The sequence below is a fragment of the Vibrio sp. SCSIO 43132 genome, from assembly GCF_019904195.1.
Classification (GTDB): domain Bacteria; phylum Pseudomonadota; class Gammaproteobacteria; order Enterobacterales; family Vibrionaceae; genus Vibrio; species Vibrio nigripulchritudo.
This window is the reverse complement of record NZ_CP063200.1, coordinates 1,281,723-1,294,894: the sequence shown is the minus strand read 5'-3', so window position 1 is coordinate 1,294,894 and position 13,172 is coordinate 1,281,723. Positions and strand designations below refer to the sequence as shown.

Sequence of the window (13,172 nt, the reverse complement as noted above, 5' to 3'; positions counted from 1 at the left end):
ATTCTTTTTCTTTCAGCGATTAAGCTTCTTCGAAACGACGGTTACGTGGAGCACGTTCGCCACGATGGCTACCGCGATGATCACCGCCACGGTTACGGTCGAAACGGCGCTCGCCACGACCTTCACCACGGTTTCCGCGTCCGCCTTCACGGTTGCCACGATAACCGCCACCTTCGCGATTACCACGGTGACCGCCATCACGACGTCCACCATCGCGGCGACCACGAGGCTCACGGAAGTCGTCGAAGTCACACACTACTGCACCCACTTCTTTCTGGCGAATACGTAGTTTGCGAAGCTTACCAGCTACTTCTGAAGTCATTGCTTTTGGAAGCTGCACAAACGTATGACCGTGTGCAAGTTTGATAGCACCGATTGAACCTTTTGTTAAGCCAAGCTCGTTTGCAAGAGCACCAACGATATCTTTAACCTGAACGCCCTGCTCACGACCAACTTGCAATTGGTAAGTATCCCAATCTTGGTTGTTGTTGCCGTAGCTGCTACGACCTTCACGACGCTCTTTACGGCGCTTCTTGTCGCGCTCAATCGCTTCAATCATTGGGTCTTCGCCAATGTAGAATAGAGGACGTTTGCCTTGCTGGCGCTTAAGAAGAATAGCCGCCAGTGTTGTCGCATCAATTTCCAGAGACTCTTGAAGCTTCTCAACCAGTTCGCCGAATTTGTCCAGAGACTTGTGCTCTTTGTCTGCTGTTAGCTCGTTACCAAGCTTAACCAGACGCGCTTCTGCAACTTTGTCACGCAGTGGAAGCTGGATTTCTTCCATAGAAGACTTCGTTACGCGCTCAATAGTACGAAGCATACGGATTTGGTTGGTACGAACCAACAGAATCGCTTTACCTTTACGTCCAGCACGACCAGTACGACCGATACGGTGGATGTAAGACTCAACATCGAATGGGATGTCGTAGTTAAATACGTGTGTAATACGAGGAACGTCCAGACCACGTGCAACAACATCGGTTGCTACCAGAATATCGATAACACCTTGCTTGATGTGATCAACAGTACGCTCACGCAGAGACTGAGGAATATCACCGTGAAGCGCAGCTGCTTTAAAGCCACGTGCACTTAGCCAGTCAGCCAGACGCTCGGTATCTTGGCGAGTACGAACGAATACGATAGACGCGTCAGTTTCTTCAGTTTCAAGAAGACGAGACATAGCTTCATCTTTCTCTACACCTTTAACAACCCAGAATTGCTGCTCTACTTTGTCTACAGTGTGGTTCTTACCAGCAACGTCGATGTGCTCAGGATTACGTAGGAAACGCTCAACGATGTTTTTCAGCATTGGAGGCATGGTTGCAGAGAAAAGCACGCGTTGCGCTGTGTCTGGTGCTTGTTCCATGATCCAAGTTACATCGTCTACGAAGCCCATGTTCAACATTTCGTCTGCTTCATCAAGAACAAACGTGTGAACTTCGTCTAGGTGAAGACGATCGCGATTGATAAGATCTTGTACACGACCTGGTGTACCTACTACGATGTGTGCACCTGATTTTAGAGCACGCATCTGATCTACGATAGAAGCACCACCGTAGATTTCCAGAACTTTAAGACCTTTGATGTTTTGACCCAGGTTCTTCATCTCAGCGGCAACCTGAATAGCCAGCTCACGAGTTGGTGCTAATACGATAGCTTGTGGCTTACGTTGGCTTAGGTCTAGCTTGTTAAGAAGAGGAAGAGAGAACGCGGCAGTTTTACCTGTACCGGTTTGAGCTTTACCAAGTGCATCCTTACCTTCTAATAGGTGAGGAATAGCAGCTGCTTGAATTGGAGTTGGAGAAACGAAACCCATACCTTCAAGTGAAGAAAGAATGGCGTCATTAAGTGCTAATTCACTAAACTGAATTACAGAATCTTGCATTGGGATCCCACTAAATTAAACAAAAACAAACGGTCCCACGTGCTCTACCAATTCCAATACCAATCCAGAAGGTATACTGACTCCGTTCAGATGCGGATAAGTAATAAAACGCATCAAGCCGCCAGGGACATCATTAAGGGAGACGGATTCTGCCCTAAAAGCACAAGAAATGCCAGAAAAAATTGAAATTCATCACATTTTTCATCGATTTTTTATAATTTGGGTCATGAAATCGACATGTTGCACAAAATTGAATCTAAAAACGTCTTTAAAGATACATTTGTCAGCCCTCATTTCCCTTTAAAATTCTCAGATTATCTGGCAATGCTACCTGTTCAACTATATAGTGTTTCGGTTCATTAACAGCGACCAAATAAGATGTTTCAAGATAACCCGTTACTCGCACAATTAAAGCAGCAAATAAAAGAAACCCTTCCAACAAAAGAAGGCACAATCAAAGCCACAGATAAAGGTTTTGGATTTCTCGAAGTAGACAGCAAAACTTCATTCTTCATCCCACCTCCATACATGAAAAAATGTATGCACGGTGACAAGGTTGAAGCCATTATCCGAACAGAAAACGAAAAAGAAGTCGCTGAGCCAGATAAGCTTATTGAACCGTCTCTTACTCGCTTTATTGGTCGTATTAAAATGTTCAAAGGGCGCCTGAACGTGGTTCCGGACCACCCTCAACTGAAAAAGCTTTCCCTAAAAGCAAAAGCCAAGAAAGGGCTAAATCCAGAAACGCTTAGCGAAGGCGACTGGGTTGTCGCGCACCTGACCAGACACCCTCTTAAAGGTGACAATACTTTCTTTGTTGAAATTTCAGAGAAGATTACCGACGCAAACGACAAAATTGCACCTTGGTGGGTAACGCTGGCTGAAAACGATTTGCCAAACAGCGAGCCTGCGGGTATCGATAATTGGGAACTGAAAGACGATGCTGACCTAGAGCGTGTCGATATGACGTCTGTTCCTTTTGTTACTATTGATGGTGAATCAACAAAAGATATGGACGATGCCCTTTTCGCTAAGAAGAACGAAAAGGGCGATTTTGAGCTAACTATCGCAATTGCAGATCCAACTGCCTACATCACTCCAGATGATGAAATGGATAAAGTGGCGCGTGATCGTGGCTTTACCATCTATCTACCGGGTCGCAACATCCCAATGCTTCCACGTGATTTGGCAGACGATCTTTGTTCCCTGATGGAAAACGAAGTTCGACCAGCCCTGTGCTGCACAGTAACCATTGCGAAAGACGGCGTAATTGGTGATGACATCAAATTCTTCGCAGCCAACATTCAATCGCATGCGCGTTTGGTTTACGACCATGTTTCCGATTGGCTAGAAACAGGCAGTTCAGACGCTTGGCAACCTAACGAAACCATTGCCCAGGTGGTTAACGATCTTCATGAGTTTGCCCAAGCTCGTGCAACCTGGAGAGAAGAAAATGCCGTTGTTTTCCCAGATAGACCGGATTACCGCTTCGAGCTGAGTGAAGATAACGATGTTGTTGCGATTCATGCGGATCTTCGTCGTACAGCAAATCGCTTGGTCGAAGAGTCCATGATTACCGCTAATATCTGCGCAGGTAAGGCACTGAAGAGCAAGTTTGAAACAGGCGTATTCAATACTCACGCGGGTTTTAAAGACGACAAAATGGCTGATGTCCTTGAATTGATTAACAAGGATAACGAACAACCATTTACTGAAGAGCAAGCTAAGTCTCTGGAAGGGTTCAGTGCGATTCGTCGCTGGTTGGGTAACCAAGAAACGTCTTACATGGACAATCGCATTCGCAAATATCAGGCGTACAGTGAAATTGGTAACCAACCTCTTCCCCACTACGCGATGGGATTAGACATCTATGCGACTTGGACTTCCCCGATTCGTAAATATGGTGACATGATCAACCACCGTATGCTGAAAGCACTGATTCTTGACAAAGAACCAGTACAAAAACCAGACGACGCTGTTGGTGAGGAACTGGCGCTGCACCGCAAGCACCATAAAATTGCAGAGCGCAATGTGGGTGACTGGTTATATGCGCGTACTCTGATCAACGCTCCTAAAGATCAAACTCGCTTCCAGGGTGAAATTTTTGACGTGAATCGCGCAGGTGCACGAATCAGAATTCTGGAAAATGGCGCGTCAGCTTTTATACCGAGCTCACAAATTTTGGATAATAAAGAACGCATTGAGTGCAACAGCGAAGTTGGTCAAGTACTCATTGACAAGAACGTAGAATGGCAACTTGGTGATGTTCTTGAAGTTATCTTGATCGATGTCAATCTCGAAAACCGCAGTCTGGTCGCGAAACCGACCAAAGAATTTGGAACAGAGTAGACAGTTTCAAAACTTTATTTAAAAAATAATCACTTAAGAGCTCTCAAATAAAGTAGAGCTCTTTTTGTTTCCGTTAAATAAATACACCGTTTCAGTCAAAGGCACAGCTTATCAATTACTTAGCGTAACAAACTTCTGGTTGTCTCATTAATTGGCATCAGTCATAATTCAGCTCAACTTTCCTTGATTTCAAAAACTCAATAGAAATAATTAAGTTACGGAAGAAACAAAACAGAGAAGTGCTATGGCGAATGTAACCCTACAAAAGTTCAGCAATTTCCAACAACGATCCCGTGATAGATATCACGCAGCCAACCCAGTCATCTTTATGGTGATTGAAGGCAGCGCTTCGTTCAAATTTCCCGATGGCGTCATTGGCAAATTAAACAGCGGTGAATTTACGTTAATGGATATTTCACTGCTGACAGACGTAAAGACCGACCAACCGAATAATGCGATTAACGCAACTGCTATTCACCTGGATACCTCCATTCTTCAAAGCATCAAAGCTGGCACTGAAGATTACGTGTTTGGTAAGCAAGAGAATTCATTTGTAAAATACGACGCTGACGACGTTACTGCGCAATCTATTCAGGACTTACTGATTGGTATTCTGGCGGAGTCTAACGGTCCGAATGAAACCGCTGAGTTTCTGGCGCGTGCTTTGGTTAGTGAAATGCTGAAGATCAACCCTAGCCTGCGCAGACTGATTCACAACTCTTTTGAATTGAAAGTTAGCCAGCGTGTTATTCAGCATATCGAGAAAAATATCCGCAACGAGATTTCCCTTGAAAGCGTATCTCGCACACTTGGCATGTCTCCGGCAACATTAAAAAGACGCTTAGCTGCAGAAGAGCTTTCTTTCTCTCACCTACTGAAAGAAAAACGCATCAACTATGCAGCAAACCAATTACGTGCTTCACACGAATCCATTTGTGAGATCGCGTTCCAGAGCGGTTTTAAGAGTGCTGCTCACTTCAGTACAGCGTTTAAGAGCATTCAGGGAATGACACCAAAAGAATTCCGTTCTCGTATTAACTGGAACCGTGAAGAACTAAGACACGCCACTGTGTGACCGAGCACATAGTGACGGATTGAAATTGTCAGATTCGCCATTTCGTAGCTTAACAGGTCGGTAGACCTCAGAATTGAATCAGTACCAAATACAGTGTTCTTGGTCTGATTCAATCACTGAAAACACTTGTGACAAATCTCTGCATTGTGGCATCACTGGGTGCGGGTGCCACACTTTGGACAACGATTCTTTCTGGCGCCCGTTTATATACAACTGCCAGATATTTCCATCTGGGTCGAATTCTAATTTAGCGACATCTTTGGAATAGTCAGGATGCCCTGAATCCAACTTAAAGAAAGATTTCGTAAATAAAATACCTGACTCAATAAGTTCAAAATGCGCTTTTCCGTGTTCTACTGGTAAGCCTTGGTTTCGGTGCTCGCAAAGCCTGCGTGCCAACTTATCGAGGCGTTGTCGGTCTATATCGCATACCAACATGGACTTTCCCCTTTCCTTTACCCCACCCATAACTATAAACCTAGATCCGCTATTTATCCTTGTCTCAATATTAAATTGTTCACAAAACAATCAATAATTGATTTTGCATCTTGATAGAGAATGAGCTGATTAAGAATGAATCATTTGATTTGCTTAGAAATTAATTGAGCGAAGTTTCATAAAGCTACTGTTCTCACCGTTGAAAAAAATTTTCTTTAACGGAATAGAGTGAGCGCAACCAGAAATTATAGATTGTGCGTCATCTACACTTTCAGTTTCTTTGTCTTGGAGGCTAAGACTTACGCATAGTTTCAGTAAGCTCTGCTACCAACTGCCCCAACTTCGGGTGGAACTGATGCTCCGAAAAAACCGGCGCACCTTTTAACAGGCTATTTCTAGCTGCTGACTTAAAGCGACAGAAGTATATTGCCTTTCCAGAAGTTTCCATAAATTCAGACAACATCCTTACCCCAACATGGTCAATGAAGTTGACACCGCGACCAAGAATAATGATTTTTGAGGCACTGATGGTTTGTAACTCACCATGCAAGTGCTGAACACTGCCAAAAAAGATTGACCCATTTATTCTGATCACCTGTACGTCATTGGCTATTGCTTCGTCTAGCGCCAGTTCTTCCGAGTCAAGTGAGTCAACAACCGGGCGGGACGTCTGGCGCAGATAAAAAAACAGCGAAGCTGCAACACCTACGTAAATCGCGAGTTCGAGGTGCAATACCAATGCGGATACGAATGTAAGGCTGAGTACCCAGGTTTCTTTTTTGTCGTGCTTTACTACGTCCATAATGTGGGGGACGTCAATCAGATTAAAAGCCACCACCAAAAGGATTCCCGCCATGCCTGCAATTGGAATGAAAGCGGCATAACGAGCAAAAAACATCATGATAGTCGCGAGGAAAAGACCGGAAAAAACCGCTGCCAGAGGAGATTTGGCACCACTTGAATAATTCACGCCACTTCGGGTAAATGAGCCGGATGACACGTAGCACGAGAAAAAAGATCCCACCACATTCGACAGACCCTGACCAATGAACTCCTGATCACTATCGATAGTTTGACGGGACTTGAGTGCAACCGAGCGAGCGATGGAAATGGCTTCTACTAGCCCTAGCAAGGCTACAGCAAAAACTCCACCTAACATGGATTCAAAAGGAACATCGTTAAATTCCGGAACGTCAAAGACTGGTAACCCTGACGGAACTTCACCGATCAGCTTGATGTCCATGTCTGCACTGCTCATGCTGTAGGCCAGAAGCATGGACGTAATCATAGCAATCAGCATATGGGGCAGTTTAGAAGACCAAAGCTTTAACAGTACACTGCATGCAATGGTAGCCAGCGCTATAACAACCGGAGCAATCTGATATTCCGGCAAGTGCTGCCATCCCAATAAGAGATTTTCGACAGCGGTAGAGCCAGAAGAATATTCAACGCCAAGAACGTGTTTAATTTGACTTGCACTAATTACAACTGCAGCACCAGCGGTAAATCCCAAGACAACTGAATGAGAGACAAAATTAACGACAGCACCAAATTTTAGCAGCCCAAGCGCAAGCTGAATTATCCCGGCGCATAAGGTTAAAGTGATGACTAGCTGTATATATAGCGCAGAACCGGGGGCGGCAAACTGACTAATGGTTGTAAAGATAATGACTGAAAGTGCGGCTGTAGGGCCGGATATCAGATGATGGGATGAACCAAAAAGAGCCGCAATGATGGCTGGAACAATGGCGGTGTATAAGCCATATTCGGGAGGCAACCCAGCGATCATTGCATACGCGACTCCTTGCGGGAGTACTACGATTGCCCCTGTTAACCCTGCCATCAAGTCCGCTTTTACATCTGCTTTCGAAGCTTTCCTTATCCAACTCAAAAACGGAAACCACTGCTCTGCGGCTGAGGCTACTTTCATTTTCATCCTCTCTGAAATCGAAATTAGATAGTTAAAACCTAAACATGGTATTCAAGGTATTGCACTTCAGGCTCAATTGCTCTTTGGTAACCGATATCCATTTATATCAAAGAAGTGTGTCTTCTCGTTAGGAAAGCACAGGGTAATGTCTTGTTCTATCTTAAAATTGGCACGCTCGCCAGTTGTAACCCGAAGCGAACCTTGCCCAACTTTTACTTCAAGAAACGTTCTGTCGCCAGTGCATTCTATGCTCGAAATTACTCCCGAAAAGCCCCTGCTTTCATCGGTACGCCCTATTTGAATGTGCTCCGGTCGAACTCCAACAGTAACCGTCTGTCTTGGAATACCCTTTATGTCTAAAGGAATTGAAAGATCATCACTATGAAACCGATCTTCGCCGCTTTCTTCTACTCGTCCCTTTATCAAATTGATAGCCGGTGAACCAACAAAACTGGCAACGAATTCGCTGGCAGGTTGGTCGTACAATTCGAGCGGAGGACCAAACTGTTCGATCCGACCTTTATTCATCAGAATCACTCTGTCTGCCATTGTCATTGCTTCAATCTGATCATGTGTGACATAAATCGCTGTTTTGCCCAGTTCTTTCTGCAACCGCCGTATATCCGCTCTCATCTGAACTCTTAGCTTTGCGTCTAGGTTTGATAAAGGTTCATCGAACAGGAATACTTGAGGATCTCGCACTAATGCGCGCCCCATAGCGACCCTCTGCCGTTGCCCACCCGATAAATCGCGCGGTTTTCTTGGCAGGTAGTTGGTTAAATTCAGCATGTCCGCGGCTTTATACGTGCGCTCTTTTTGTTCTTGCTCGGACACGCCTGCAAGCTTAAGAGGGAAACGGATATTCTGTTCTACGGTCATATGCGGATAGAGCGCGTAACTCTGAAACACCATGGCAACGTTACGCTCTTTAGGGGTGAAGGTATTTACCACTTCTCCATCAATTAAGACGTCACCTTGCGAAATTTCTTCCAATCCCGCTATCAGTCTTAACAACGTAGATTTGCCGCAACCACTCTCCCCCAGTATGGCGACAAACTCTCCATCTTGAATCTCGGCATTGAGTTGATGCAAAACTTCGTCATTTCCAAACGACTTCCCTACACCTGAAAGTGTTACTACTGCCATTTACCCCTCCTTGGGATGGTTTCGTTCTTCAATAAGCGCAAGTCGTTTATATAATTCGTCTGGCGCATGATTTTTCTTTAAAAGTCTGACTAACTGTTGTTCTAAGTTGTTCTCTACAGCTTTATCCGCTAACTCGACTTCTTGAGTCGGACTTTGCTTCAGGTCGTAAATAACGGTGTGGCAGTCTTTCATCCCGCCCGGTCCGTGAGACCCATACCAGTGCGTGTCTTCGCGCACCGGTATTTTTAAAACAGGGACATTCCCAGCAAAAGCCAAGTCATTTTTAAGGGAAGCATCTCCTAGCTCTTCTTTTGAGAAAGGACCTAACATGTGCGATGGCATCAAGGTATATTCGTTCAGGTCTGCCGAATCCATATTGGTGGGGTAACGAAAGTAAGTGTATCTCCCGTCAGTTAGGTTTACCGCTCCTCCGAAATAGCCATAAATAATGGATTCATGCAGTTGTTTCTTTTTGCCGGACAGCAAATCCAACAGCGAATATGATGCCGCCTCAGGCTCTGCTGGAAGACCAAAGCAATCTAAGAGTGTTGGTGCAATATCCGTTGTTTGTGTGAGCGCTTCGCAACGGGTCCCACTGAGGTGGGAAAACTGAGGGTGAAAGACAAACAGAGGTATGTGAGCAACTTCGTTGTAACAGGGCATCCGATTTTTAGCCCACCAATTGTGCTCTCCAAGTAAGAATCCGTGGTCGGTCGTGACTATGATTGCGGTGTCTTTCCATGCGTCAAGTTCATCTATTTTGTCCAGAAGACGACCCAACTGAGTATCGCAGTGCGCCACCAGTGCTTTATAGTTCTCGCAAAGTAGTTCATTTTCCGGAAGCCCTTCAACAAAACGGTCATAAGGAGGCCAGTCGTAAATTTTCTCCGCTTCCTGCTGGAATTCTGCACGATACCCGGGAGGGGCAACAAAAGGTTCATGCGGGTCGAACGTTTCAAGCTGTAAAACCCAGCTATCCACATGAGAGTAACGCTCTAGAAATGAAATTGCCTCGTCGAAACACTGAGTAGAAGAGAAATCTTCCTCTGAAACGATACGCTCACGGTTCGCCATATTCTGGAGCTGAAGTGACCCCGACTCGAAACTGACCTGCTTTTCATGGTAAATCGACTGCCACTTGTCTTTTAAAGGATCGAGAGTGGGCACCCATTTGTCTCCTTCCTGCCCCCGCAAGTATCCGTATGAGTCGTATCTTGTGTGATAGTTACCCGCTCCGTCTTCAAAGTAATGGTAGTGATCTGTTATCAAGTGAGAGTAAACCCCCTCTTCTCGAAGGCGGTCGAATAACGAGATATCAAAAGGTTCCAGCGGACCCCAACTGCGGTGTAAAAAGCTCAGGCGACCAGTGTGCAGATCTCTGCGTGCTGGCATGCAAGGAAGGCTGCCTACAAAGTGGCGATCAAAGACCACGCTCTTTCGGGCTAGCCTGTCAAAGTTGGGTGTCTTGTACTCACTGCCATAACATCCAAGTGCAAGGCGGTTCAAAGAATCAAATACGACAAAAATGGTTTTCATTAAAGCATTCCTTGTTTAACGATTTAAATATGTTCCAATGTCAGACTTATGCTGTAAGTCCTACTTTCTCCCCGCTCTAAAATCGCCACCTCACCATTTTCGAATGCCTCTTTTCGGTTTCTGTACCCGGTCGTACAAGGTTCTATACCAACCCCATAATGCCCAGGCGCTTCCATTCGCAATACCTGGCAATAAGGAAGCTCAATTGGGTCATAATCAATAGATAAGCGGAGCCCTAGCTCCGGGTTAATCACGGCAGCTTTGGCTTTATGACCCATATTTTTGAAGACGGACAGCTTGTCTAAGCTGTTGGGTTCTGGGGGCGAATATGCCGCTAATGGGTTATGTTCGAAGGACTGCCAGATTAACTGGGGATTCGGGATATCAATATATGAACCAGGCTCAATCAGGGGAAACCCGAGATTAAAGTGGTAAAGCATCATATGGCTTGAGGCGTGACGACCAACGTTGGTCACTTTGTCTGAAAGCGTGATTTTATTGCTACCGATTTCCATCTCTATTCGACGTTGGAGTTTTAAAGTAGTCACAAGCGGGATTGTTTGTGTAAACTCCGTCTCGCAATACACATAGGGGACATCAACGTCCTCAACCCCGCCGTAGCCACGAAGAATCGCTGGCTGAAAAGCCCCTCCACCATGCAATGGGTAAACGGCATTGTAGTGCTTATCTGAGTCAACATTGAATCGGATTTCAGTAGCCGGTTGCCTAATATGATCGAGACCGCAGGTATTAAGAAGCCCCCCAACTCCTTGCAAGAAACCTTGCCCGTTACTGGATTCAGGGTTCATTAGCCAGGGAGAGCAAAGACCTTGAGGAGTATGCCAGGACAAAGTCTTACCTTGATAAGTCAGTCGACCCAGATCGCCGTTCCCGTCGACAATCACCTCAATTTCAAGACCACTCCCGGAGCGCATTTCCACAACACGCACTCCTCTTTCTCGTCCATCCTGTAGCGATATCAGGCGTGCTCCAGCGTGCACTTGTGTCCCTGCGGTCCAGTCGCTGAGTCGGTCGAAATGAATACCATGAACTTTCGTCTGACTCATTTGACCGCACCTGCCGTTAACCCACGCACGATAAACCGTTGACCAAATAGAAGCGCAATTAATGCCGGTATGGCTGAAAGCACTGACGCCGCCGCCATTTGTGTATATTTGATTTCTTCTTCTTGCGCGTATTTTGCAATCGCAACAGGAACCGTACCCGTCTCATTATTGGTTAGAGCAAGCGCAACCGGGAACTCATTCCAACTGAATACATAAATTAGAATTGTCGTAGCAACCAGACCGGGAGCCATGATTGGCGCGATTACACGAGTAATCAGAGTTAGAAACCCAGCACCGTCTACATATGCGGCTTCTTCAAGTTCCTTGGGAATCTCCCGAAAGAAGGACGCCATTAACCATAAGGCAATAGGCAAATGAAGGGTTACGTGAGCCAGAATGACAGCTAGATAGTCGTTGCTAATACCAATGTTTCTGAACATCTCATACCAGCCACTTGCCAGAGATACTGTTGGCATAAGGTTGAACGCCATAGACCAGACGAGAAATACGTTGATGACCGACTTAGGCCAGTTCATTCTGAACAACGAGTAACCAGCGAAAAACGCAATAATGATGACAATGAGCGTGGTAATAGATGTTACGGCCACGCTATTAATGAAATTTCGAGTATAGTCAGAAGTCCGGTCAAACAAGACCTCCTGATAATTGTGCAAGGTAGGTGTAAACAGGACGTCTCCCATCAACAGTGAAATTTGTGTCTTAAGTGAAGACAGCGCAATGTAAACAAAGGGGGCAAGCGTCAGCGCGACCGCCAGCAAAAGAAAACCATGCAGACAGATGTCGCGGCTGAGATGACGATTGTTGTTGCCTCTACGGGATCTCATTGGGTCATCTCCTTTTCTTTACGGGCATTGAGCGCAATCACAATGACGATGGAAACAAAGAACACCAGCGAAACCGAAATTGCTGAGCCATATCCCACCTTATCCTGAAGGAAAAACCGCTGAAAAATAGTGAAGCTTATGACTTCTGTAGAGGTTCCTGGTCCTCCGGATGTCAACAGGTAAACTTCATCAAATACTTTGAATGCGATAACCGCTCTAAATAGAAATGTCATCACAATAGCGGGCATTAACAGCGGCAAAGTGATGTACCACAGCTCCTGCCAGGAGGTAGCGCCGTCAACCTTTGCGGCTTCGGAAACATCACTGGGCAAAGACTCAATCGCCGCCAGCAGAAGAAGAAAAGAGAAAGGAGTCCAGTGCCAGATATCAACAACAATCACCGAAGCCAAGGCTGTATAGGTTGACCCCAGCCAGTCGTGACCGGGAATTCCAACAAACTCGAGAATTGTGTTTATGATCCCAAATTCAGAGTTGTACATCAGGCGCCATATTGCACCAATGACAATTCCAGGAATAAGAATCGGCAAAATTAGCAGAGCGCGATAAGTTTGGCTTCTCTTCCCAATCTTTGAACATAGGAGAGCTAAAATAAGCCCGAGAAACACCTGAGCGCTTGTCGCAGTCACAACCAGAATAAGTGTGTTCTTGATACCCGCCACAAATAATGGATCACCTGGCATTGCAGCGAAGTTAGAAAGCCCCACCCAAGAGGTAACTTTTTCGCCATCTTTCCATGAAACATCGAAAAAACTGGTCAGAAAAAGGTTGGCAATTGGCAACAGCGCCAGAAACAGAAAGATCAACAGTGCAGGGGCAAGAGAATACACTCTCCCTCTAGAGCTGATATTGAAATTGCTAAACATTGGATACCCGCAAAAAG

General features: G+C 45.6%; 10 protein-coding genes. 2 read left to right on the top strand and 8 right to left on the bottom strand.

Going from position 1 to position 13,172, the window contains the following annotated elements; all coding sequences use genetic code 11:
* Positions 1-19: 19 nt before the first annotated feature.
* The gene (locus INR79_RS24000) at positions 20-1,885 is read right to left on the bottom strand and encodes a DEAD/DEAH box helicase (protein ID WP_004408253.1); all 1,866 of its coding nucleotides are present in this window, start codon (positions 1,883-1,885) and stop codon (positions 20-22) included.
* A 378-nt stretch (positions 1,886-2,263) separates the two neighbouring features.
* Here INR79_RS24000 and rnb point away from each other — a divergent pair, with 378 nt between their 5' ends.
* On the top strand, positions 2,264-4,234 hold the full coding sequence (gene rnb / locus INR79_RS23995; protein ID WP_223097274.1) for an exoribonuclease II: 1,971 nt from the start codon (positions 2,264-2,266) through the stop codon (positions 4,232-4,234).
* A gap of 244 nt (positions 4,235-4,478) precedes the next feature.
* On the top strand, positions 4,479-5,309 hold the full coding sequence (locus tag INR79_RS23990; RefSeq protein WP_004408256.1) for a helix-turn-helix domain-containing protein: 831 nt from the start codon (positions 4,479-4,481) through the stop codon (positions 5,307-5,309).
* 78 nt (positions 5,310-5,387) lie between these two features.
* Here the strand turns inward: INR79_RS23990 and INR79_RS23985 are convergent, their stop codons facing one another.
* From INR79_RS23985 to INR79_RS23955, 7 genes are all read right to left on the bottom strand, one after another.
* A complete protein-coding gene (locus tag INR79_RS23985; protein ID WP_004408257.1) occupies positions 5,388-5,747 on the bottom strand; it encodes a DUF3024 domain-containing protein in 360 nt (119 codons plus the stop codon).
* A 292-nt stretch (positions 5,748-6,039) separates the two neighbouring features.
* The gene (locus INR79_RS23980) at positions 6,040-7,677 is read right to left on the bottom strand and encodes a SulP family inorganic anion transporter (RefSeq protein WP_223097272.1); all 1,638 of its coding nucleotides are present in this window, start codon (positions 7,675-7,677) and stop codon (positions 6,040-6,042) included.
* A gap of 72 nt (positions 7,678-7,749) precedes the next feature.
* The gene (locus INR79_RS23975; protein WP_223097270.1) at positions 7,750-8,823 is read right to left on the bottom strand and encodes an ABC transporter ATP-binding protein; all 1,074 of its coding nucleotides are present in this window, start codon (positions 8,821-8,823) and stop codon (positions 7,750-7,752) included.
* Positions 8,824-10,359 carry a sulfatase gene (locus INR79_RS23970; protein ID WP_223097268.1) on the bottom strand — a complete coding sequence of 512 codons (1,536 nt, stop codon included), beginning with the start codon at positions 10,357-10,359 and terminating at the stop codon, positions 8,824-8,826.
* 23 nt (positions 10,360-10,382) lie between these two features.
* On the bottom strand, positions 10,383-11,426 hold the full coding sequence (locus INR79_RS23965; protein ID WP_223097266.1) for a DUF4432 family protein: 1,044 nt from the start codon (positions 11,424-11,426) through the stop codon (positions 10,383-10,385).
* Positions 11,423-12,271 (bottom strand): carbohydrate ABC transporter permease, encoded by an 849-nt coding sequence (locus INR79_RS23960; protein ID WP_223097264.1) that lies wholly within the window; start codon positions 12,269-12,271, stop codon positions 11,423-11,425. Before INR79_RS23960 ends, INR79_RS23965 begins: the two co-directional genes overlap by 4 nt.
* On the bottom strand, positions 12,268-13,155 hold the full coding sequence (locus tag INR79_RS23955; RefSeq protein WP_038194470.1) for a carbohydrate ABC transporter permease: 888 nt from the start codon (positions 13,153-13,155) through the stop codon (positions 12,268-12,270). Before INR79_RS23955 ends, INR79_RS23960 begins: the two co-directional genes overlap by 4 nt.
* Between the last annotated feature and the right edge of the window lie 17 nt (positions 13,156-13,172).